Origin of the sequence: Mycolicibacterium brisbanense, assembly GCF_001570425.1 — a bacterium.
GTDB lineage: Bacteria > Actinomycetota > Actinomycetes > Mycobacteriales > Mycobacteriaceae > Mycobacterium > Mycobacterium brisbanense.
In genome coordinates this window covers 507,986-531,143 of record NZ_BCSX01000024.1, presented here as the reverse complement: position 1 = coordinate 531,143, position 23,158 = coordinate 507,986, and the positions used below count along the sequence as shown (strand labels likewise).

Here is a 23,158-nt window from a genome sequence, read left to right as displayed (position 1 = left end):
TGGAGGGTTATGTCGATCAGCCCGGGGTTTTCGGCGGCGGAGGTTCGTGCGTTTGTCGATCGGTATCACCTGCAGCCTCATGGGCAGAAGCGCGGGTGGCTTGCCGCGCAGGGGGTGTCGGAATCGCGGTTGCGGCGGTGGCAGGCGGCGGTGTTCGACGGTGATGTGGACCGGGGTCTGATTCCGCGAGACAGTGGTGGGATGAGAGTTCCTCCGGCGAAACGCACGGCGGTGGCCAAAGCGCGGTCGGCCGCGCAGACCGAGGTCGAGCTGGCGCGTCTGCAGGCCCGGGTCCACGAGCTTGAACAGAGCAACGAGGGCCTGCAGAAAGCCAACGACGCGTTGGGAAAAGCTATCGGGCTCTTGCATGCGATGAGCGAGCACGAGCCCGCCGCGGCCCCGACGAGCAGCGATCGCAGCGATTCCTCGACACCGAAAACCGACTCGTCACCGAGCTGACCGAAGCGCTGGGATCCCAGCGTAAGGCGCTGGCGATGATCGAGTTGTCTCGATCGACATGGCACTATCGCCATCACCCGCGCAGTGGTGTAGCCCAACCGATTCCGCAAAAGAAACGAGCCTACCCATCGCGCATTGGGGCGGCTGACCGCGCACGGATCGAGGAACTGATCACCACGAGCTGGGCGTCGGGGGTGTCCGTGGACGCGGCTTTCGCGACCGCGTGGGATGACGGGATCATGGTGGGTTCGCGTCGCAGTTGGTGGCGCATCGCCGCCGACATCACCGATCAGTCGGCCCGGCCGGTCATCCCGACCAAGGCCCGCGCCACCACTGGGCCGCGGCCGGCACCGGTGCTGGAAGCCACTGGCCCGCAGCAGGTGTGGAGTTGGGACATCACCGATCTGCGGACCCCGTGGCGAGGCATGGCGTTTAAGGCGTACTCGATCATCGACATCTACTCCCGCAAAATCGTGGGCTGGCGTGTCGAGGAACGCGAAGTCGATGCCCTCGCCGTGGAGATGTTCCAGACCGCGTTCTGCACCCACGGCGCCCCAGCTGCGGTGCACGCCGACTCCGGGCCGGCGATGCGCTCCAACGACCTCAAAACGCTGTTGGCAGACCTGAACATCACCCAGACACACAACCGGCCCCGAGTCAGCAACGACAACCCGTTCTCCGAGTCGGAGTTCCGCACGATGAAGTACCGACCGAACTATCCCGGCACCTTCAACACCCTCGCCGAGGCCCGTGCCTACATGGATTGGTATGTGCCCTGGTACAACGCCAACCACAAACACTCCGGGATCGCCCTGTTCTCACCAGAGCAGGTCCACGACGGCAGCTGGCTCGACCGCTGGCACCGCCGCGCAGCCACTCACCAGGCCTACTACCAGGCACACCCCGAACGATTCCGCCGACGCCCACACACCCCAGCACCAGCCAATACCGTCGGCATCAACCTACCCAAACCCGAAAACCGACTCCAAGCAGCTTGACAACGGCCGGTCGAGACGAAGTCGCCGTCATACAGTGTCGGCAGCGGCCAATGGATGAGGAACAGGTCCACGTAGTCGGAGCCGAGCGCGCTGAGGGTGTCGTCGAACGCGCGTCGGGCGTCGTCGGGCCGGTGGAAACCGTTGTTGAGCTTGCTGGTGATGAACACGTCGCCGCGGTCCAAACCTGCGTCGCGGATGCCCTCACCGACTCCGCGTTCATTGCCGTACATCTGGGCGGTGTCGATGTGGCGGTATCCGACGTCAAGGGCGACCTTGACCGCCGCCGCTGTCTTTTCCGGCTCGATCTTGAACACGCCGAATCCCAACTGCGGGATGCGGGTGCCGTCGTTCAGTTCGATGGGCGCATTCATCGGTGGGAATGTCTTGCTCGTGACCATGACCTCCAGCGTGCCCTGTCCTTGCTGTCGCTGCCTATCCGGGATCCCCGCGGGTCAGTGAGTGCAGTCCAGCGACACGGTGATGGTGCGCCGCACCACGATCGGGACGAGGTCGAAGTTCTTCTTGCCGTTCTTGCCGATGGTCTCGACCCGTACCAGCCTGGTCTCGGTCTGAGGATTGCGCACACTGGTGACCGCGCACTGCTCCAGTGGAGCACTCCCGATCCGGTCGATCGTCACGTCGAATCCCTCGGCCTGCAGCTCGCCGATGGTCACCACCGCTGATTCTGCCGACGCCACAGCTGTCGGCGTTGCCATGATTGCCAGTACCGCCCCCGATACGGCCAGCGCTACTGATATTGCTCGCATACCACTGTCACGACGACGGGGCAGCCACGGTTCACAGGAAACGCAAAGCCCGGCCGGAGAATCCGGCCGGGCTTCGGCGCACTGTCTCAGTGAACCGCTGCCGCCACTGGCTCAGCGTGGTTGTCGACCATGGTGAGTTCGTCGAAGGGATCCCTGCCGCCCAGTACGGCGTCGACCTTGGCCCGGTCCACCGTCTTGGTCCACGAGCCGACGAGCAAGGTGGCCACCGCGTTTCCGGAGAAGTTGGTGACGGCGCGGGCCTCGGACATGAACCGGTCGATGCCGACGATCAGGCCCACGCCGTCCAGCAGTTCGGGGCGGTGGCTCTGCAGCCCGCCGGCCAAGGTGGCCAGGCCCGCGCCGCTGACGCCGGCCGCCCCCTTCGAGGCGACGATCATGAACACCAGCAGGGAGACCTGCTCACCGATGGACAGCGGGTCACCCATCGCGTCGGCGATGAACAGCGAGGCCATGGTCAGGTAGATCGCGGTGCCGTCGAGATTGAACGAGTATCCGGTCGGCACGACGACACCAACGGTGCTCCGCTCGACACCGAGGTGTTCCATCTTGGCGATCAACCGCGGCAGCGCCGATTCCGAGGACGATGTCGAGAAGATCAGCAGATACTCGCGGGCCAGGTAGCGCACCAGCTTGAAGATCGACACACCCGACACCACGCGCAGGAGCGCGCCGAGCACACCGAACACGAACACCGCACACGTCAGGTAGAACGCGAGCATCAAGGTCAGGAGCTGGGTGACCGCCGTCCAGCCGGTCTGCCCGACCACATTCGCGATCGCGCCGAACGCACCGATCGGGGCCAGCCACAGGATCATGATCAGCACCTTGAACACGAGCTTCTGCAGGTGCGCGACACCGCGCAGGATGGGCTCGCCCGCCGTCCCCATCGCCTGCAGCGCGAATCCGACCAACAACGCCACGAACAGGGCTTCCAGCACGTTGCCGTCGGTCAGCGCCGAGAACAGGGTGGTCGGGATGATGTGCTGGATGAAGTCCATCAGGCCGCCGGCCTCATGGGCCTTCTCGGCCAGCTGTGCGCCTTGACCGGCGGTCTTCTCCGACAGGTGCATGCCCGAGCCCGGGTCGAGCAGGTTGCCCACCAGCAGGCCGATGGCCAGCGCGACGGTGGACATCACCAGGAAGTAGACGAAGGCCAGTCCGCCGATCTTGCCGACGGTGGCGGCCTTACGGACCGAGCCGATGCCCAGCACGATGGTGCAGAAGATGACCGGGACGATCATCATCTTGATCAGGTTGACGAACATCGTCCCGAGCACGCCGACGTCTTTGCCGATCCCTGGCGCGACGAGCCCGACCACGACACCGGCCACCACCGCGACGATGACGGCGATGTAGAGCCAGTGGGTGCGGTCGCGTCTTGTCTTCGGTTCGGGTTGTGGGTCCAAGGTGGTGCTCATCGGTACCTCCGGGTCGACATCGGTTTGCTCTGCAAGTAGGTTCGCCGATGACGTGAGCCACGTCACGCATAAGTTCATTTAGTTCAAGCTGGGGCGGATATCGTGCGGTTGAGCAGGTGGTGGCCGCGGTCGCTGGCCGGTCAGGCGATCGCCCTGCAGGTGATCGTGGTCGCCGTCGTGGTGCTGGCCGGGACCGCACTTGCGCTGCTCGATGCGCGACGCGACGGTGACGCCGCCGCACGCCAGCAGGTCATCGGCATCGCGACCGCCCTCGCCGACGCCCCGTCGACGGCCGCGGCCATCCAATCCGGCACGGCGACACAGGTTTTGCAGCCGATGACCGAGTCGGTGCGCAGGGCTACCGACATCGCGTTCATCACGATCATGGCGCCCGACGGCACGCGCTTCACCCACACCGATCCCAGCCAGATCGGCGGCCACTACCTCGGCACCGTCGAGCCTGCGTTGCGCGGTGAGACGTTCAGCGAGGTGTACACGGGAACACTCGGCCCGTCGGTGCGGGCGGTGGCCCCGGTGCACGGCGCCGACGGCCGCATCGTCGGACTGGTCTCCGCAGGCATCACCCAGCAGACCCTGGCGCAACGCTGGCGAGCACAGATCCCCGTGATCGCCGCGGTAACCGCTGGGGCCCTGGTGGTTTCGTCGCTGGGGGTCTGGCTGATCCGGCGCAGGCTGCTGCGCCAAACCCACGGCCTGCGGCCCGACGAACTACGGGTGATGTACGACCACCATGACGCGATCCTGCACTCGGTGTCCGAGGGCTTGATCGTGCTGGACCGCGACGGCGTGGCCCTGATCAACGACGAGGCGCGACGACTGCTGGGTGTGCCGCCCGGCCCGGTGCAGCAGTCCGACCTGCCGGACTTTCTGCGCAGTCGTGATCCGGGTGTGCGCGACGAGGTGCACGTCACCGATGACCGGGTGCTGGTGGTGAACCGGTCTCGGGTCGTGGGCTCGGGAACCGACACCGAGGTGGTCACCATCCGGGATCGCACCGAATTGCAGGGCGCGCTGGGCGAACTCAGCTCGATGCAGGTGCTGGCGGATTCGCTGCGGGCGCAGGCCCACGAGTCGGCGAACAAGCTGCACACCGTGATCACGTTGGTCGAGATGGGACGTCCCGATGACGCGGTCCAGTTCGCCACCGAGGATCTGGAACTGTCGCAACAACTGGTCGACCGACTGTCGCAAGCCGTGCGCGAGCCCGCACTGGTGGCGCTCTTACTCGGCAAGACCGCGCAGGCCGACGAACGTGGCATCGCGCTGACCATCACCGAGGACACCCAGTTGCCCACCGACACAGTGCTGTCGGGCCAGGAGATGGTCACGGTGGTGGGTAATCTGATCGACAATGCGATGGACGCGTGCGACCGCGACGATCCGTGGGTCGAGGTCACGGTGAGCCAGGGCGGCGACGGACTGCTGATCCGGGTGGCCGACAGTGGCCCCGGTATGGATGCGTCGACGTTCGAAAAGGCCATGCAGCGTGGGTATTCCACCAAACCGGGTGACGCGTCGGGCCATGGTCTCGGATTGGCGCTGGTGGCTCAGGTGGTCAGAAGGCACGGCGGTGCGATACAGGCCGACGTGACATACGGTTCGGTCGTCACGGTGACGTTGCCGGTATGAGCGATATTCACGTCCTGATCGTCGAGGACGATCCGCTGATCGCCGCAGCGCATGCTACGTATCTTGCTCGGCTGGAAGGGTTTTCGGCCGCCGCAGTGGTGCACACCGCGCGCGACGCGATGCGCACGGCGGCGGACGCCGCGGCGTCGGAGCGGCCGATCGATCTGGTGCTGCTGGATCTCGGACTGCCCGACGCCAGTGGAATCTCGTTGGCGTCGGGATTGTCCGGGCTTCGACCGGCGCCCGACATCATCGCCATCACCTCCGAACGCGATCTGGAGATGGTGCGGGCCGCGGTCGCCCACGGCGCACTGGCCTATCTGCTGAAGCCGTTCACGTTCGCGGCGTTTCGCGATCGGCTGGAGCGCTACCGCCGCTACCGCACGGCGCTCCCGGCCGGCACGGACGCGGCCAGCCAGGCCGAGGTGGATCGAGCGCTGGGGGAACTACGCGTTGCCCCGAACAAGGCGGCTTCCCCGAAAGGGGCTTCACCGCAGACCACCGACGAGATCGCCCGCGCGGTCCGCGACGACCCGAACGGGTTGACCGCTGATGAGGTCGCCAAGCAGGTCGGGGTGTCGCGCGTGACGGCATGGCGCTACCTGGAGCGGCTCGCCGACAGCGGCACCGTCACTCGCAGCACCGAGTACGGCAGGACCGGCCGCCCCAGCACCCGCTACCACTGGCGCTAATTCCCCTCGCGAGCAGACGCAAAAGTCCCCCGACACGCCGGTGTCGAGGGACTTTTGCGTCTGCTCGCGGAACGAAGCTGCGGGTTCTAGACGGCGACGGCTTCGCGTGCGGGTGCGGCAAGCTCCCGCACTGCCGGTGCCGAAGCCAGCTGCGAATACAGCGCGGGCAGCTCGGCGGCGACATCGAACGCGTTGACGTGGCCGGTGTAGTCGGCGATGAAGACCCGGCCACCGTCGGCGCGCACGGCGACCGCAGCGGGCTGGGCATTGACGTCGACACTGCCGATGATCTCGCTGGTGAGGGTACACAGCACGCTGACGCGGTCGTAGTCGACGATGTAGGCGCGGGTGGCATCCGGGCTGAGCACCAGCTGCGTGGGTGCCCCACCGACACCGATGGTGCCGAGGACCGTACCCGCCGCGGTATCGATGACGTGCACTTCACCGCGGTACTGCAGGTCGGAGGTCAGCGCGTAGGCGATGCCGTCGGCGCCCAGCGCGATGTCGCGGACCGGAGCACCGATCCACACCGTGGACTCGATGTGTGCGGTTTCGGTGTTGATTGCGACCAACCGGCTGCCCCGCGGGCCCGAGGTGGCGGCGTAGAGCCGCTTACCGGTCGAGTCGATCCGCAGCGCGTCGAGATTGACGCCTTCGCCGCTGGCGATGTCGATGGTGCCGACCCGCTCAGCGGTCACGTCGATGACAGCGACGTCGATGCGGTCGTGGCCGCTGCGTCCGGCGAACACGCGCTTGCCGTCGGGGCTCACGGTCAGCGCGGTCACGTTCATGGCCAGCGGATACTCGGCGAGTACTGCACCGGAGATGGTGTCGACAACAGCGATCGCGTCACGACCCGCCGAGGCGATGCTGACGTAGGCACGGTCGTCGGCGGCCACGACCGCGAACGGCTCACCACCGAGCCGGACCGATCCGACGACCCGCAAGGTGTCGGGGTTGATGACGGTGAGGCAGTCACTGCCGTAGTTGGTGACCACGATGGTGTCGCGGTCGGCGTCCACGGCAATGTCACCGATGGGGCCGCGCTGGACTTCCACCAGGCCTGCCACGTCCAGGTCGTCGAGGGCGCCGTCGAACGCGACACTGCCGGCCGCATCCTCTGCGACGGCGGCGTCACGACGAAGCAGATTGCTGATCGCGCGCAGGAAGTTATTTGCCATGGTCATCGGCACCTCCGCCGGCATGGCGTTCACCGGCACTAGATTCCAGGGTCTGACTGCGCCAGGCTGGCGCGGTTGGATCGAGTCTAGCGACGAAAATGGGCGCCCTTCATCATCAGCTCGGCGCCCCGGCCAACTGCCGAGCCATTCTCTCAGGTTGCGCTTAGGAAATTCTTCGTTACGGCGTCGTTATCTTTCGGTAGCAATACATTGCACGTCAGTTACCTGGCATAACGCTGCCAACGGCTATCACCCGCTTGACGTCGTGCAATGGTCATGACGAATTGGCCTCTTACCATTCCCCCTAAAAATGAGCGATAAATCACACTTCGACACGCCAGCAAACTTTTCGAATCCCCAGGCGAGGGCACGTTGCCTCCCCGGCCGACCCCATGTTACGACTGGGAAAGCTGAGGCCGGGTGGGGCAGATGTTCGCTGAGCGTGACCCGGCTCACACCCGCATTGTCAACCAGCCGCACCCGGGCGCCGCATATGCGAGCATCACCGCATGGACCCGCAGGACGATCCCGAGGCCCGCATCCGGGACCTCGAACGCCCGCTCGCCGACGCCGCCTACGCGTCGGAGTTGGGAACCCCGTCCGCCACCCCACCGCCGACCCAGCCATGGACCGCCGGCCAGCAGTACCCGCCGCCGACCTACAGTGGCCAACCTCCGGGCCAATTCCCGCCGACCTACGGCAGCGGTTATCCGGGCCAGTACCCCGGCTATCCCCCGCCGCCGCAGCGAAGCTCCGGCAGTGCCGTGCGCGTTCTGGTGATAGTGGCCGCAGTCGGGTCGTTTCTGGTGGCCGGTGGCGTCGCGGCGTACCTGATGTTCGGCACTTCGCAGAACACGAGCAGCACCACGACCAGCCGCTCTACCAAGACGACCGTCCACACCACGACACCCCGCACGCAGACGGCCGTGCCCGCACCGCCGACCGCCTCGACGAGCCCATCAGCGCCCGGTCAGCCGGTCACCGTGACAGGGATCAACGAGAACCGGACCATCGCGTGCAACGACAACACCGTGAGCGTGCAAGGCATCCAGAACACTGTGACCATCACCGGACACTGCACCAGCATCACCGTGTCGGGCATCCAGAACACGATCACCGTCGATGCCGTCGACACCATCGACGTCTCTGGGATGGAGAACCGGCTCACCTTCCACTCGGGCGAACCGCAGATCTCCAACTCCGGCTCGGACAACACCGTCCAACAGGGCTGAGAATCACAGCACCTTCGACAGAAACTCCTGCAGCCGTGGATGTTTGGGGCTGTCGAAGACCTCGGCCGGGGTGTCGTCCTCCACGATGTTGCCGTCGGCCATGAAGATCACCCGCGACGCCACTTCCCGCGCGAAGCCCATCTCGTGGGTGACCACCACCATCGTCATGCCTTCTGCCGCGAGCGTGCGCAGCACTTCGAGGACGTCGCCGACCATCTCGGGGTCCAGCGCACTGGTGGCCTCGTCGAACAGCATGATCGACGGGCTCATCGCCAGCGCCCGGGCGATGGCGACGCGTTGTTTCTGGCCGCCGGACAGCGTGGCCGGCTTGACGTTCGCCTTCTCGGCGAGCCCCACCTGACCCAGCAGGTCCATGGCCCGCTTCTCAGCGGTGGCCTTGTCCATCTTCTTTGTCAAAAGCGGTGCGAGCGTGACGTTCTGGATCACCGTCATGTGCGGGAACAGGTTGAAGTGCTGGAACACCATGCCGATGTGCTGACGGACCTTGTCGAGGTCGACCTTGGGGTCGGTCAGGTCGTAGTCGTCGACCACGACCTTGCCGTCGGTGATGTCCTCGAGCTTGTTGAGGCACCGCAGGAAGGTCGATTTTCCCGAGCCGGACGGCCCGATGACGCAGACCACCTCCCCCTGGCTGATGGTGGTGTTGATGCCGTCGAGGACAACCAGGTCGCCGTAGGCCTTCTTGAGACCCTCGATGCGGATCTTGACGGTGCCTTCGGGTTCGGCCGCAACCGATTCCGGGACGAGGTGGGTCATTTCACGAGCCTCTTCTCGAGTCGGTCGGAGAGTTTGGTGAGCGCCATGATCACGATGAAGTAGATGATGCCGATGATCAGCCACATGTTGAACGACTGGAAGTTACGGGCGATGATCAGCCGGCCGGTCTGGGTGAGCTCGGCGATGCCGATCACCGACAGGATCGAGGTGTCCTTGAGCGTGATGACGAACTGGTTGATGTACGACGGGATCATCGTCCGGATCGCCTGCGGCAGAATCACCTTCCGCATGGTCGGCAGGTAGCCGATGCCGAGGCTGCGGGCGGCTTCCATCTGCCCCTTGTCCACCGACTGGATGCCGCCACGCACGATCTCGGTCATGTATGCACCGGCGTTGAGCGACAGCGTGATGATGCCTGCCGTCATCGCCGTCATCTGGAAGCCGAGCGCGGCCGGTATGCCGAAGTAGATGAAGAACGCCTGAACCAGAAGCGGTGTGCCCCGGAAGATGTCGACGAACGTGGTGCCTATGGCACGTAGCCAGATCGATCTCGAGACCCGCAACAACCCGAAGATGATGCCGAGCACCAGGGCGATCGCGATGGAGATGACCGTCAGGATGATGGTCATCTTCAGGCCGGCCATCAGGATCGGGAAGGTGCTCTTGAGCAGGCCCAGGAACGAATTGTCGTTCTCTGTGGCGCCCTTGCCGAGATACGTTTCGATAATCTGGTCGTAGCGGCCCGAGGACTTGAGGTTCTTCAGGCCCGCATTGAATTTGGCGAGCAGCTCGGCGTTCTGGCCCTTGTTGACCGCGAACCCGTAGCTCGACCCGCTCTCCTTGGGCGTCACGGTCTTGAATCCGTTGCCCTGCTGGATCCCGTAGTTCAGCACCGGGTAGTCCTCGAAGACCGCCACCGAATTGCCCGTGCGCACCTCGTCGAACATCGACGAGGAATCGGCGAACGACACGATGTCGAACCCGTACTTGTCCTTGATGGAGGCCGCGAATTGGGCACCCTCCGTACCGTTCTTGACGGCGACGCGCTTGCCGCGCAGGTCCGCATAGGACTTGATGTCGTCGTTGGTTTTCAGCACGGCCATCTGCACACCCGATTCGAAGTACGGGTCGGAGAAGTCGAAGACCTTCTTGCGTTCGTCGGTGATGGACATTCCGGCGATCACCCCGGCGGCCTGGTTGGCCTGCACTGCCTGCAGCGCGGCATCGAAGCCCAGCGGCTTGATGTCGACGGTGAAGCCCTGATCCTTGGCGATCTCGCGCATCAGATCCATGTCGATGCCCACCAATTTGCCCTGCGCGTCCTGGAATTCGAACGGGGCGAACGTGGTGTCGGTGGCGATGACATAGTGTTCCCCGGCCGCCGATGCGGGCGCGGTCATGCACAAAGCGATGCCGATCAGCCCGACGAACACGGCCGCGACGACGGCCGTGAGTCGGTGCAAGGGCCGTGTTGCCCGCGTGGTGGCGCGGCCCGGCGAGGGGGTGACTCGCATATTGCCTCCGATCCAGATGCGACGGGCCTCACGCTATCGTCGCGACGGCTCTTCGCGGGTGATCTCGGGCCAATCGCTCTGTGTCATCCCCCAGCCAGCCGCAACACCCGCTTGTCGGAACCGTCGGCGACCAATACGCTGCCGTCGCCTGCGACCGCCACCGAGCGGGGTTCCGACAACCCGGTGAACGGCAGCGGAACTGGGGCGTTCGCCCCACGCGCGAACTCGTACACCTGGTTCTCACCGGTGACATACACGTCGCCCGCGGCGTCGACCGCCACCTCACCCATCGTGCTGACATCGGTGAACGGCAACAGGGTGGGCACGCTCGCGCCCGGCGCGAGCTTGAACACACCCTTGCCCGGGTGGGTCACGTCGCCGGTGTCGGCGACGACGTAGACGTCACCTGCGGGGTCCACCGCCACGCCTTCGGGCTGGTGCAGACTTGGGAACGGCAGCGCGGACGGCGCATTCGCTCCCGGCGCCAACTTCCATACCCGGTCCACGTCGCCGCGGCTGTGCAGACGCTCCACGGTCTCGGCTCGATCGGTGACGTAGACGTTTCCGGCCGTATCGACTGCTACTCCCGCCGGGTTGCCGAGGTCGCCGAACGGCAGCATGTGTGGTGACGCCGCGCCGGCAGGCAATGTCCAGACCTGGCCTACGCGGTCGGTGACGAAGACATCTCCAGCGGCGTCCACCGCGACGTCCTCGGGTCCCGTCAGGTCGGGTAGCGGCAGCGCACTCGACGAATTCGCGCCGGCAGGCAGGGCCAGCACCCGGTTGCCGAAGGTGTCCACGACGTACACCGTGCCCGCACCGTCCACCGCGATACCGCCCGGTTGGGTGAGCCCGTGGATCGGCACCACATCCTGTCGAGGCTCGGCATGAGCGGGGGCCGCCAGTACCGTCGTCGCCACCAGCGTCACGGCGAGGCCGACGAATCGTGCTCGGTTGCCGCCCATTTCAGGCCAGCACCGAGGCCAGCTCGGCACGCGGCACCGAGATTCGTTGTGGCCCGTCCACTTGCGGCAGCACGAGACCCTGGGCGAAGAAGAAGGTCACCGCGTCGTCGGTGAGTGCGAAGTTCTGGTACGCCGTGGCGTCAAGCCCGCTGACCCAATCCGGTCCGTCGGCGGCCCGATCACCCAACGCACGCTTCACAATCGGCGCGAGAAGCTGCGGGACGTCCGTGCCGGGACGGAACAGTGACGCCAGGGTGATCGGCACGGACTGTGTCACGTCGTAGTTGAACGCTCTGAACGTCCCCACCGGGTGGGCACCGAAGTCCGAGTTCAGCGCGAGGACCAGGCTCCGGCTGGTTGCGGTTTGATACGCGGTGCCCGAGATCGCCAACACATGGCGCCCCGGGTTGCGCATCGGGTCATGTTCGGCGGCGTTGACCCATTCGTCGCGGGTGTGTGTCACAAAGTCCTGCACCGGTTCCGGATCGGGGTAGTCGACCGGAAAACTGATGTCCAGGGTGTAGTCGGGCGTGCTGGTGTGGCTGGTGCACAGTTGATCGGCGCCCACCGTGCCACCCAGGTCAGCGCACAATGGCTGCGCCCCGGCGATCCCGGGCGCCGCACCGAGCAACAACCCAGCCGTCACCACGACTGTCTGCAGGCGTCTCATCGTCACACGTATTCCCTTCTGGGGCACACTGATCAGGTCAGCCGAGCTCGAGCGCTTCACGCGACAGCCGTAGGTAGTGTCCGGTGCTGCTGTCGGTGCATGACATCCGCGCCGGTTCACTGTGGCAGACGATCGGCCCTGCCGAACGGGTTTGGCCGTATGCCAGCGTCGGCAACCCGGGAGCGAAGTTGGTGTCGCCGTGGCAGTGCACAACAGGAGCACTGCCCTCTTTGATGCTGACCCGGTCGCCCCAGGCCAACTGGCAGTCGGCGGGTTTTTGCGGCGGGGTGTAGCTGTAGTCACGGATTTCACATTCGGCCCCGTTGGTGCCGTCGAAGCTGGTCGACACCAGGCACATGATGTTTCCCGACGGGGTGACGAACGTGGACGCTGCCGGGCAGGCCTGGGCGGTTGCCGGAAAGGCGATGCAGGCTGCCCCGGAGACGGCGAGTGCGATGTGGCGCCAAACTGTGGTCATGGCACAAGGCTGCGGGACGCGCCTTGCGGAATTCTCAATGAGCGCTTGCGGCCCGTAGTTTTGTGGCCCAGGCGGTGGCCGCTCCGCGGCGCATAGCGTCTGGATCACCGGTGGTGAGATAGGTGCGGGCGGCCAGACCGGTACCACCGCGGGCTTGTGGATGGCGTTGGGCCACAGCAGCAGCGAACCGTTCGGCCGGATCGAGAAGCACGACGTCGCCCAGCACGTCGGAGAACCACGGGCTGGCGGCCGGATAGTGCGTGCACGCCAATACCAGCGCCTGCACGTGGCGCAGCGGCGCGACGATCGTCCTCAGGTCGGCGAGGAATTGCGGTGACCCCAGCCTCCCCGCTTCGATGTGCGCCGACAACGGCTGCGCGACCCGCGACAGCACCACCCGGCCGGGCCGAGCCAGCCCGCGCCGGTAACACCCGCTCGCTATGGTGCGGCGGCCGCCCACCACGCCGATCGGGCCACCGATCCCGTCAGGCACAGAAGCCACCCCGTGCCCGATGATGCCTTCCACCGGGATCGGCACCGACCTCAGCCGTGCCGTGACCGTACTCGCGGCGTTGCAGGCCAACACCACTTCGGTGGCGCCCCGTCGCGCGAGCTCGGTGACGACGGCGGTGAGGCGGGCGGCCAGTTCACCGGTGTGCATCCGGCCGTACGGTGTGACGCCGGTGTCGGACCAGTAGAGCACCGGCAGACCGGGCGCGAGGTGATCCAACGCCCGCACCAGCCCGACACCGCCAACGCCCCAGTCGACGATGCCCAGACACGCGTTCACGGGTACGTGAGCGGGGCCGTGCGCCCCTTGGGGAGCGGTCCGGAATCGAATGCCACGACCCGCTGCGTGGACGTCGCCGTCAGTAGCTCGATCCCGGTCCCGGGGAACCGGCTGGCGAAGTACCAGCGGTACTCGTGCTCGGCACGGATCGGATTGCGCGCCAACATCTTCAGCCAATCCGGATGGGTGGTCAGGGCGGTCAGATCCGCGGCGAACTGCGGTCGGGTACGCCGCGTCTGCAGGTGTGACAGCGTGGACCGGGCGAGCACCCCCAGCTCCCGGACCCGCACCGGCTGGGCCACCATGTCGACGACCCACAGCCGGCCGCCCGGCGCCAGCACCCGGCGGATCTCGGCCATCACCGGATCCCAGTCCAGATACCGGAAGGACAGGAACGAGATGACCACGTCGAACTGGTCGTCGGGCACATCCAGCTCCGGGCCGTGCACCTGCTGAAAACGAAGCCGACGACTGTCCCGACTGCGCTCGCGGGCCCGGTCCAACATCGGCGCCGAACAGTCCACTCCGACCGCGAAATCGATCATGCCGTCCTCGTCCAGAGCCCGCAGCAGAGCCCCGGTGCCACAACCAATTTCGAGGACCCGCAGGCCTCGACCGAGCTGAGCCCTGACCTGCGCGGCGCGCTGCACGACCCACCGCCACTCCGCGCCACGGACCCTGATGTCGACGTAGGCGCGGTCGTACAACTCGGCGACCGGATCGTAGGTGCCCGACGGCTGGTTCGCGGCGAACCCGCCGGCCGGATCACACTGAACCAGCGGCCGCGCCGCCGCACCGAGATACTTGCGGATCGAGCCCGTCCAGCCGTGCGATTTGTGCCCGGGGGTGTCGATCAAATAGAGGCTCTGGCGGTCGGCCGGTCGGCGGCCCGCCCACGCGAATCGGTCATGGCGCGCGGACACCGTGGTGTAGTCGCGGTTTCCGAAAGAGGTCACCCCGAACACGTCGGCGAAGAACGGCGCGAACCAGCGGGCCGTCCGGCAGGCGTGGAAATACGCCTGCCCGGTGGCACTGAAGGGAATGGCCATCGTGCGCCACTCGTGCGGCGAGAACTGCTCGGGCCATCGCGTCGAACCGAACATCGGCCCGTACATCCCGGAGTGGCTGATCAAGTGCAGCTGACTGATCTCCCGGCCGGCGTCGGCCAGATGCCTCATCGCATCGGTGAAATCCGCCTTGCCGTTCAGGCCCGCGACGACGACGTCGGCCTCGGGATTGGCCGCACCCAACTCACGGGCCATCGTGGCGGCGGCAGCCGCGAACTCCGCTGAACCGCCGCGGTAGTGGGTGGTGTGCCCCACCCAGATGACCGGCGGTGCGTGCCGTGCGGGCGCCACGCGCGCGAACGGGATCCGCGCGTGATCACCTTCGGGGATCCAGGCTCCGTAGTTGCCGACGAGCTCGAGCACTTCGCGACGCTGCAGATCGAATACCCGCATGCTGTTGGCCGGCGGGCTGTAGAGATGCAGGCTCAGCCCGCCCTCGGGAGCCATCATGTCGTGGATCACCTCGCTGGTGATGCCGGTGACCGCGCCTGCAGGCAACGTCTCGCTGTGGGTGACGACGAGGTCCTGGTCGTCCCAGTCGAACCGTCGTTCCACGAACGTGCCCTCCAGCAGGACCACGAAACCTCCTGCCCCACCGTGGTCGTGGGGCGCGCAGCGCTGTCCCGGACGCCAGCGGGCGAGCATGATCTCGACCTGATCGTCCACTCGCAGGACCAGGCGGGAGTAGGGCTCACCCGCGTTCGCGGTGAGAGCTGCCGCGGACAACTGCGGGCGGGCCTGCGCGACGCGGGCCAACAACGCGGAGTCGGGCACCGTGCCACGCACGGCGACGGCCGCCAGCGTGTCGAACATGGAAGCCAGCCCGGCGAGTGGATCTCGCTGTACCGGCTGGGGCGCGATGGTAGTCATGTCGTCAGGGTGCAGGGCGGCCCTTGTGGGATTCTCAATGAATCAGGGTCGATCAGCCGGAGGTTACGAAAGCGCGATGGGGACAACTCGACTCGGGTTCGGCCTGTTGGGTCCGCTGATGCTGACGGTCGACGGGACACCCGCGACGCTGGGCACCCCGAAGCAGCGGGCTGTTCTGGCCGTCCTGCTGATCAACCGCAACCGGGTGGTCAGCATGGACGCGCTGATCGACGCCGTCTGGGACCAGAATCCGGTGCCCGCGGCCCGCGCGACGGTACACACTCACGTGTCCAACTTGCGCCGCCTGCTGGGCAGCGGCGCGTCATCGGTGTTGGCCAGCGCGGCACCGGGATACCGGCTGTCGGTCGCCGCGGGTGACTGCGATCTCGATCGATTCGTCACCGAAAAGGCCGCCGGCCTGAGGGCGGCTGCGGATGGGCGATTCGAGCGGGCCTCCACTCACCTGTCGGCGGCGCTGGCCGAATGGCGCGGGCCTGTCCTTGCCGATCTCCGTACGTTCACCTTCGTCGACACCTTTGCCGCCGCACTCGCCGAAGATCTCGTGCTGGTGCAGACCAGCCGTGCCGAAGCCGAGATCGCCTGCGGACGCGCCGCGACGGTGATCCGGGACTTGGAAGAGCTTGCCGCCGAACACCCTTACCGCGAACCGGTGTGGGCCCAGCTGATGACCGCCTATTACGTGGCCGAGCGGCAGTCCGACGCCCTCGATGCCTACCGGCGGCTCAAAACCGTGTTGGCCGAAGACCTGGGCATCGATCCGGGGCCGACCCTGAGTGCGTTGCACGCACGAATCCTGCGCCAGGAACGTCTCGACATCAGGCAGGCTGCGATGGCCACCGCCGTCCGGACCGTCAGCGGCGGCAGACCCTTGGACGGGCCGGGGGCCGCGGTCGCCGCGTTACGCGATGCCGCCGGGCGGCGGTACCCGCTGCGGCCTGCGGCCACGCGGATCGGGCGCCTGCCCGACAACGACATCGTGCTCGACGACGTCGACGTCAGCCGCCACCACGCGGTGATCATCGACACCGGAAGCAGTTTCGTGATCACCGACCTGCGGTCAGCCAACGGCATCGAGGTGCAGCATCAGCGCCTGCGGCCGAGCGCCACCCTCAACCACGGCGACCACATCCGGATCTGCGGCTACCGGTTCACCTTCGAAATCGACGACGTCTCCGGCGATCACCACAAGTAGACGCGCGCATTCTTCCCACCGGTGCAGGTGATCCAGCTGTCGCCGGGGAACTGCTGGCAGTGCATGAGGAAGTTCGAACCGTCGCACAGCGCTCCCTCGACCTTGCTGCAGTCGACAGCGCCGGGAGCCGACACCGCGCGCGGCAACGGGCTGGCGTTGCCGTACTCGGCCCAGTAGGAAGTGAGCACGCTGTTGGTGAAAAGGCATGAGGTTTCCGGGGTTCCGCGGCCGGCGTGACTGCCGAACCCGGTTGCGGTGGTTGCCGTGAAGCCCTGATCGCACGATTGATGCAATGCGCTCTGATCCGGTCCCGTCACCAGCGGCGGCAGCGGACCTCCCGGCGCCGGACCCGCCGTGGACGTAGCGGCTGCGGGCCCGTCCGGCTGTCCCAGATTGTTCGCGAGCATGCCGATCACGATCCCGATGGCGCCGACGATGAGTGCTGCGGCGACGGCGATGACCGTGGGCAATACCCAGCTGCGGCCCCGGCGATTCGCGTCAGGCTCACGGGGCTCGGGTAGCGGTAGGTCCCTCGTCGTGGCGGGCGCCTCGGTGACAACCGTTGCGGCGTAACGGCCATGGGATCCGGTGGCGCCGCCGACCCGTGAGGTGGCACCACCCCCGCCCTGCAGGGCACGCTGTGCGGCGCGGGCCAGACCACCCGCCGTCCCGAACCGATCGTCGGGATCCTTGGCCATGCCGCGCGCCACGACATCGTCAAAGGCGCTCGGTACCAGCGGGTTGGCGACGCTGGGCCGCGGCGGCGGCGCAGACAGGTGTGCCGCGAAGAGACTCTCCTGACTGTCGGAGGCGAACGGGGTCTCGCCCGTGAGCGCCTCGTACAGCACGCATGCCAGGGCGTAGGAGTCCACGGCCGCCGTGACCACCTGGCCGGTAAACCGTTCGGGGGCCATGTAATTCAGCGTCCCGATCCGGGTCCCCGCTGTCGTCAACCGGCTGTCCCCGCGGGTCTCGGCGATGCCGAAGTCGACGAGGTAGGCGAAGTCGGCCGGAGTCACGATGATGTTCTGCGGCTTGATGTCGCGATGGATGAGGCCTTCGGCGTGGGCCGCGTCGAGCGCGGCGGCGATCTGGCCGATGATGGCCACCGCCCTGGCCGGCGCCAGCGGCCCGTGGGCGATCAGCTCGGACAGCGTCTGTCCTTGTACCAATCGCATGTCTATGTAGAGGCTGCCGTCGATCTCGCCCCAGTCGTGGATGGGGATGACGTGTGGTTCCTGCAGAACCGCCGCAGCGTGGGACTCCCGCTGGAACCGGGTCCGGAAGGTCGTGTCGTGAGAGTACTCGTCGGCGAGGATCTTCAGGGCGACGGTTCGCCCCTTCTCGGTGTCATACGCCTCGTAGACCTCCCCCATCCCGCCCTTGCCGAGCATGCGCGTGATGGAGTACTTGCCGAAGGCCGTACCGACGCGCGCGTCCACTGCTGGTCCCCTTGATCTCTCGGATACAGAGGCAGTATCGCTGCCCGAGCCGGACGGTGCGGTTATTTGCCGTACTGACCGCGCAGTGACCGCGCCCATACAGGCAGTATGAGACTCGAATGTTGTTCGAAATGTCGGAAGCACAGTAGGGATCTCGATGACCGAACCAACCGAACGTTCCGCCGCCAGGCCCAGCCGGCTCCGGGTGGTGGCGTCGACACCCATCAGTGAGGAGCTGATCGAACGGATCGTCCGGCGCGAACCCCGCATCGACTTCATCCGCGACCAGACGCTGTTGCCTCCGCAGCGGTTCGCGGGTGACCACGTCGGCGATCCCGCCTTCCGACGCACGCCGGAACAGCAACGTGCCTTCGACGAGCTCGTCGATTCTGCCCAGGCCCTCTACGGGGTGCCCGACGAGAAGCCGGCCGCGCTCAAGCGCACGGTCGAACACAATCCCGGGCTGCTGTGGGTGCACACCATGCCGGCGGGAGGCGGTGCCCAGATCAAAGCCGCGCAACTCACCGACGAAGACCTGGCCCGGATCCGGTTCACCACGTCGGCCGGCGTGCACGCCGAGCCGTTGGCGGAGTACGCACTGTTCGGGCTGCTGGCCGGGGCCAAGACGTTGCCGAAGCTCTTGGCCCACCAGGCCGAGCGAGAGTGGGCCGACCGGTGGGAAATGGGATTGCTCAGTCAGCAGCGCGTGCTGTTGGTGGGCCTGGGCGGCATCGGCAAAGTGGTCGCAGCCAAGCTCTCCGCGCTGGGGGTCACCGTCGTCGGCACCAGTCGCTCCGGAACGCCGGTCGACGGTGTCGACGAAATCGTGCATCCCGACGATCTCGCCCAGGCCGCTGCCGACGTCGACGGGATCGTGGTGAGCCTGCCGGGGACCGCCGCAACCGACGGGCTCGTCGACGAGAAGGTCTTGCGGGCTGCCAAGCCCGGGTTCACGCTGGTCAGCATCGGCAGGGGCACCGTGATCAACGAGCAGGCCCTGATCGCCGCACTGCGCGACGGGCAGGTCGGGTTCGCCGCGCTCGACGTGTTCGCGGTCGAACCACTGCCCGCCGACAGTCCGTTGTGGAGCGATCCAAAGGTATTGATCAGCCCGCATACCGCCGCGTTGAACTCGGCCGAGGACCGGCTGATCGCCGATCTGTTCGCCGACAATGCCGGCAGGCTCCTCGACGGCCGGCCGCTGCGCAATCCCGTTGACACCGTTGAGTTCTACTGACTGCAGTGGCCCCGTCCAGCGACAAAGAGCGGGCTGGACGGGGCCACTGCGGTCTCAGGGATTACTCGCTGCCGCCACCGGAGTTGCCGGAACCGCCCGAGCTTGAACCGCCGGACTTCGCCGAGCTGCCGGCCTTCGCGGAGCCGTCGGCCGCGCCTGCCTTGGTGCTCTTGCCACCGAGGCCCGACGCGGCGTCCTTGAGCCCCTTGCCGACGTCCTTGAGCGCACCGCGGATGCCATCGCTGACGTCCTTGAGCCGGTTGGCCTTGGTCGTCGAGGTGCCCGTCTTTCCGGGGACGGCCTTCGGGCTGTCCTTGGTCGTGGTGCCCGTGTCGGGTGCCGTCGTTTCGGTGACTGTCGAGGACGGCGCGTCGGTGGCAGTGCCCGACGCGGGCGTCGTCGCCGTCGCACTCTCGGCGTCCTTGGCCCCGGTGTCCTTCACGCCTGCATCCTTGACGCCTGCGTCGGCCGTGGACAGCTTCGCCTTGGGTGCCTCGATCGCGGGCGCCACGTCGAGGGTCACGGTGTTGGCCGCGGTCACCTTGGTGACGTTCGCTTCGGCCAGCGCGAGCGTCGCCTTCGGCGTGATGGCCTGGGCCACCAGATCCCGGATCGTCAGCAGCCCGGCGACGATGCCGTTCGGTCCGAGCAGCCCGGCGGCGAAGTCTCCCGCCAGCTTGTTGCCGTTGACGACGGCCTGAGCCAGGTTGGGACCGAAGCTGAGGATCGCGTTCGCGACCTGCTCGGCGTTGCCGGTCTTCAGCCCCGCGACGATGTTGTCGCCGGCGCCGCCCACCGCGTTCGTGACGTCGCTGAGCAACTGAATCGGTCCCAGGAGCGGGCCGAGCAGGTTACCGACGTTGTTCAGGTTGAGCATGTCGACGACCGCCAGCGCATTGGCAATGGGCTGACGGAACGCGTTCTGCAAGTTCGTCCAGACCTCGGGCTGCGCGAACAAAATGCCGACCACCGCGCCGACCACCGGCCCCAGCAGCGCGTTCTGCACTCCGTTGAGCCCGTCGGTGATCTGGCCCGCGGCCAGTTGCTGGAGAGCCTCCTGCAACTGCGCCGGCGTCTGGGCGAATCCCTCGCTGAGGCCGCTGCCGAAGGTCTGCAGGAACGTGCCGATCGCGGCAGCGCTGGTGAGCTGGTTCTTCACGATCTGCGACAAGATCGGCGCGGGGTTCTCGGCGACTCGGCCGCCAAGTGCCGAGACGTTCTCGAGCGCCTGCGCGAATACCGCCCCGAATTCATCGAACGGGTTGACCAACGCCGACAGCTCGACCGCCGAAGTCTGCACTGCGGGCAGCTTCAGGTCGGGCATCGGCGGCGCTACCGGACTCACCGCGACGGCGCCGATGGCGGCGACCGCCACGCCTGAGGCGAGATATGAGCGAACAGCTAGCTCCACAAAAACTCCTTTGCCGTGTCATCCCCCGGGCGATCAACTTACCTGACAGTAAGTTAAAAGCAAGCATAAATCTGCACGTCACAGTGGTCTTTTTGTTGCGTTCAGGAGCAGTAGAAAAGCAAGACATCGGTTTCGTAGTTAGCTACCCGGTGATGGACGTGGCGTTTTCAGATTCGTCAGCTAACTAATTTCCGCAACAGGGACGAGCGACCGATCCCCCTCCGAACCGACCACTGCACCCCCCTGGCACCGCAGCGCGGAATTAGCTGACGATCGCGTCAGTCAGGCCGCGCACCCGTGACCTACCGGCGAGTAGCCACAATCTGACTATGTCGGACATCACGTTGCCGCCAGATCGTGATGCCCTTCACGGCCACACCGCCGGCGAGGCACGACATCCGCCGGGAGCGGACGCTTTCAGCAATGTGTCTTTTACAAAGCCAGAGATGTGTCCAGTTCGCTGTCGAACTCCGGCGGCGTGTAAAGCGCGGATCCCGTAGTTCGTGCGAGCCCACCTCGCGGTCCGTGGAGGCTCAGAACGGTAGGTGGAACCCACCCAAGATGTTCGGCAACGCAGGCATGGGCGGCGGCGGTGGCAGCGCAGGCATCTGCGGCGGAACGAACGCCGGAATCACCGGCGGCGGCAGCATCGGCGGCGGGGCGGCGGGCAGATCGGGCACGAACGGCGCGGGCGCCACGGGCAGGGGCGGCAGGTCCGGCACTGCGGCGGGCAGCTCCGGGTCTGCTTGCACGGGCGCAGCCTTGGGCACCAGTGTCGGAAGTGTCGGCAGCTTCACCGGAAGCTCCTTCGGCGGGTCGAGAATCGGCGCCGGGCTGGATATCTCGACCTTTGGCGGGGTTTGCACGGGAGCCGGGTTGCCGGGAAGGGCGAGCGGCAGCGGTTGCGGCGTCGTCTGCGCCGGTGCGGACCAGGGCATGGCCAGGTCCCGCTTGGGCGGAGTGACGGGCGGCACCTGCGCTACCGTCGCTGCCGCCGGAACCGACGGCGCCGCAACCGGTTTGGGGTCCACCTGCTGCCAGCCGCCCGGGCGTGGTCCGATGGGCAGCGCCCCGGCTGGCGGCTGTGCCACCGCGGGCTGGGCCGCCGGAACAGAAGGCGCGGTGGTGGCCACCGGTGCGGCGACGTGCGATGTCGGCGCCGAAACCGGAACACCGTTGCTATCGAACGATCCTGCGTTGACCGGCGGTCCGCCGACACCGTACGGGCTGCGTTGATCGACCGGCGGCGTCCCGAACGGCCGGATGTTGGCCGCTTCCTGGGCCCCGTCGTCGAGCCCGGTCGGAATGGCGACGATGAAGTTGACGCCGGTCTGCGCCGGGTTCGGGAAGTACAGCACATTGATCCCGGTCGGCTGCCCCGGGCTGACAGTGCGGTCGTAGCCAGACTCCACGAGTACCCGTGTCGGCGCATCCACCACCGCAAGGACCGGATCCGGCACGCCGGCCTGGGCCAGTGGCATGAGCAGAGGCAAGCGATTACTGGGAATCATGTAGTACTGGGTGTCGCCGTAGGACCCCTGATAGATCGCGTTGCCCAACCCCACGCTCTGGTAATCGCCGTGCACGTAATAGATCCCGGCGACGGCGTTGGCCGTGGCGAACGGATTGAGCGGGTTGAGCGGAAAATCCGACCAGCCGTCGTACTGACGGGTGATGTCGACGGTCTTGAAACTGGTGTTGGTCGGTGTCGCCCCGTCGAAGGTGACGCCAAGAATGGGGATCTGCTGTCCCTGGAACCGGGACAGCACACCGCCGTTGGGACGGTTCGGGTTGCCGATCAACACGAACGACACCGGCAGCGTCGAACCGGATGCGGCCAGATCGCGCTTCTCGATCGATGCGATCCGCGCGCTCTGCGAGTAGCCGAATACGACGATCGGAGTTCCCGCCGGTTGCGCGTTGATCGCTTGGTCCAGGTTCGTCCTCCCCTGCGCGACGGACTGGTCGAACGGCATGGTGCCCGATACCGGCATGAACTCTTCCGGTGTGGATACGGCTGTGGGGGTGCACGATTCGGCGCCGCAAAAGCCCGTCAGCACGATGTAGTTGTTGGTCGCGTCGTTCGTGTAGGTCTCGATGAATTCAGGGCTGTCCTGCGGTGAGCTCAGCGGATGCCCGGTACCACCCATGATCAACGCGGTTGCGGTCAGCAAGACCAGTGGCATCACCATCGTCTGCGCGCCTGCCAGAACGACGGTGGTGGCCATCGCCAACATCACGACGGCACAGGTGCGGAGGACACGGCGCACGAGAAACCCCTCAGCTGTGAGTGTGGTGTCCCCGGCAAGAGAATTCTGCCTGGCGGCCGGCCGTCACGCAGCCGA

Annotated in this window: 20 protein-coding genes and 1 pseudogene; 7 read left to right on the top strand and 14 right to left on the bottom strand. The window is 66.5% G+C overall.

Annotated elements, in window-relative coordinates:
• The first annotated feature begins 9 nt into the window (after window positions 1-9).
• Together RMCB_RS15275 and RMCB_RS15270 are read left to right on the top strand one after the other, a co-directional pair.
• The gene (locus tag RMCB_RS15275) at window positions 10-459 is read left to right on the top strand and encodes a hypothetical protein (protein ID WP_062829412.1); all 450 of its coding nucleotides are present in this window, start codon (window positions 10-12) and stop codon (window positions 457-459) included.
• Window positions 460-494: 35 nt separating this feature from the next.
• Window positions 495-1,457 carry a DDE-type integrase/transposase/recombinase gene (locus RMCB_RS15270; protein ID WP_062829411.1) on the top strand — a complete coding sequence of 321 codons (963 nt, stop codon included), beginning with the start codon at window positions 495-497 and terminating at the stop codon, window positions 1,455-1,457.
• On the opposite strand, the pseudogene RMCB_RS15265 reads toward RMCB_RS15270, so the two are convergent.
• The 3 genes and pseudogenes from RMCB_RS15265 to RMCB_RS15255 form a co-directional block, all read right to left on the bottom strand.
• A pseudogene (locus tag RMCB_RS15265) lies at window positions 1,439-1,828 on the bottom strand (aldo/keto reductase); the annotation flags it as partial. The gene RMCB_RS15270 and the pseudogene RMCB_RS15265 sit on opposite strands and share 19 nt — an antisense overlap.
• Before the next feature lie 81 nt (window positions 1,829-1,909).
• Window positions 1,910-2,224 carry a hypothetical protein gene (locus RMCB_RS15260; protein WP_029366321.1) on the bottom strand — a complete coding sequence of 105 codons (315 nt, stop codon included), beginning with the start codon at window positions 2,222-2,224 and terminating at the stop codon, window positions 1,910-1,912.
• Between the two features lie 86 nt (window positions 2,225-2,310).
• On the bottom strand, window positions 2,311-3,663 hold the full coding sequence (locus RMCB_RS15255; RefSeq protein WP_062829409.1) for a cation:dicarboxylate symporter family transporter: 1,353 nt from the start codon (window positions 3,661-3,663) through the stop codon (window positions 2,311-2,313).
• A gap of 108 nt (window positions 3,664-3,771) precedes the next feature.
• Here RMCB_RS15255 and RMCB_RS15250 point away from each other — a divergent pair, with 108 nt between their 5' ends.
• Window positions 3,772-5,313 (top strand): sensor histidine kinase, encoded by a 1,542-nt coding sequence (locus RMCB_RS15250; RefSeq protein WP_062829563.1) that lies wholly within the window; start codon window positions 3,772-3,774, stop codon window positions 5,311-5,313.
• Window positions 5,310-6,005 (top strand): response regulator, encoded by a 696-nt coding sequence (locus tag RMCB_RS15245; protein WP_062829408.1) that lies wholly within the window; start codon window positions 5,310-5,312, stop codon window positions 6,003-6,005. The genes RMCB_RS15250 and RMCB_RS15245 overlap by 4 nt, the downstream gene beginning before the upstream one ends.
• A gap of 86 nt (window positions 6,006-6,091) precedes the next feature.
• Here RMCB_RS15245 and RMCB_RS15240 read toward each other — a convergent pair whose 3' ends face one another.
• Entirely contained in the window at window positions 6,092-7,192 is a 1,101-nt protein-coding gene (locus RMCB_RS15240; protein WP_234792115.1) for an MmpL3/TtfA transport complex stabilizer, read from the bottom strand.
• A 503-nt stretch (window positions 7,193-7,695) separates the two neighbouring features.
• Here RMCB_RS15240 and RMCB_RS15235 point away from each other — a divergent pair.
• Window positions 7,696-8,418 carry a DUF3060 domain-containing protein gene (locus RMCB_RS15235; RefSeq protein ID WP_062829407.1) on the top strand — a complete coding sequence of 241 codons (723 nt, stop codon included), beginning with the start codon at window positions 7,696-7,698 and terminating at the stop codon, window positions 8,416-8,418.
• 3 nt (window positions 8,419-8,421) lie between these two features.
• On the opposite strand, the gene RMCB_RS15230 is transcribed toward RMCB_RS15235, so the two are convergent.
• The 7 genes from RMCB_RS15230 to RMCB_RS15195 all read right to left on the bottom strand — a co-directional run bounded on the left by RMCB_RS15230 (window position 8,422) and on the right by RMCB_RS15195 (window position 15,510).
• A complete protein-coding gene (locus RMCB_RS15230; RefSeq protein ID WP_029370769.1) occupies window positions 8,422-9,195 on the bottom strand; it encodes an amino acid ABC transporter ATP-binding protein in 774 nt (257 codons plus the stop codon).
• On the bottom strand, window positions 9,192-10,556 hold the full coding sequence (locus tag RMCB_RS15225) for an amino acid ABC transporter substrate-binding protein/permease (protein ID WP_081661519.1): 1,365 nt from the start codon (window positions 10,554-10,556) through the stop codon (window positions 9,192-9,194). The genes RMCB_RS15230 and RMCB_RS15225 overlap by 4 nt, the downstream gene beginning before the upstream one ends.
• A 197-nt stretch (window positions 10,557-10,753) precedes the next feature.
• A complete protein-coding gene (locus RMCB_RS15220) occupies window positions 10,754-11,635 on the bottom strand; it encodes an NHL repeat-containing protein (protein ID WP_062829406.1) in 882 nt (293 codons plus the stop codon).
• Between the two features lies 1 nt (window position 11,636).
• Window positions 11,637-12,305 (bottom strand): esterase, encoded by a 669-nt coding sequence (locus RMCB_RS15215; RefSeq protein ID WP_063979621.1) that lies wholly within the window; start codon window positions 12,303-12,305, stop codon window positions 11,637-11,639.
• Window positions 12,306-12,342: 37 nt separating this feature from the next.
• Window positions 12,343-12,783, bottom strand: a complete 441-nt coding sequence (locus tag RMCB_RS15210; RefSeq protein ID WP_062829404.1) for a DUF6636 domain-containing protein — start codon at window positions 12,781-12,783, stop codon at window positions 12,343-12,345.
• Between the two features lie 34 nt (window positions 12,784-12,817).
• Window positions 12,818-13,573: a glutamate racemase gene (locus tag RMCB_RS15200; protein WP_062829403.1), complete on the bottom strand. Its 756-nt coding sequence runs from the start codon at window positions 13,571-13,573 to the stop codon at window positions 12,818-12,820.
• Entirely contained in the window at window positions 13,570-15,510 is a 1,941-nt protein-coding gene (locus tag RMCB_RS15195; RefSeq protein ID WP_084388475.1) for a methyltransferase domain-containing protein, read from the bottom strand. The genes RMCB_RS15200 and RMCB_RS15195 overlap by 4 nt, the downstream gene beginning before the upstream one ends.
• Window positions 15,511-15,586: 76 nt before the next feature.
• On the opposite strand from RMCB_RS15195, the gene RMCB_RS15190 reads away from it, so the two are divergent.
• Window positions 15,587-16,723, top strand: coding sequence for a BTAD domain-containing putative transcriptional regulator (locus RMCB_RS15190; protein WP_062829401.1), 1,137 nt, complete (start codon window positions 15,587-15,589; stop codon window positions 16,721-16,723).
• Here RMCB_RS15190 and RMCB_RS15185 read toward each other — a convergent pair.
• On the bottom strand, window positions 16,711-18,117 hold the full coding sequence (locus RMCB_RS15185) for a serine/threonine-protein kinase (RefSeq protein WP_062829561.1): 1,407 nt from the start codon (window positions 18,115-18,117) through the stop codon (window positions 16,711-16,713). The two genes, RMCB_RS15190 and RMCB_RS15185, sit on opposite strands and share 13 nt — an antisense overlap.
• Window positions 18,118-18,322: 205 nt before the next feature.
• Between RMCB_RS15185 and RMCB_RS15180 the strand changes: the two genes are divergently transcribed.
• Window positions 18,323-19,402 (top strand): D-2-hydroxyacid dehydrogenase, encoded by a 1,080-nt coding sequence (locus RMCB_RS15180; RefSeq protein WP_201028296.1) that lies wholly within the window; start codon window positions 18,323-18,325, stop codon window positions 19,400-19,402.
• A 61-nt stretch (window positions 19,403-19,463) separates the two neighbouring features.
• Here RMCB_RS15180 and RMCB_RS15175 read toward each other — a convergent pair whose 3' ends face one another.
• Window positions 19,464-20,813, bottom strand: a complete 1,350-nt coding sequence (locus RMCB_RS15175) for a hypothetical protein (protein WP_063979613.1) — start codon at window positions 20,811-20,813, stop codon at window positions 19,464-19,466.
• Window positions 20,814-21,346: 533 nt separating this feature from the next.
• The gene (locus RMCB_RS15170) at window positions 21,347-23,083 is read right to left on the bottom strand and encodes a PE-PPE domain-containing protein (protein WP_131805531.1); all 1,737 of its coding nucleotides are present in this window, start codon (window positions 23,081-23,083) and stop codon (window positions 21,347-21,349) included.
• Between the last annotated feature and the right edge of the window lie 75 nt (window positions 23,084-23,158).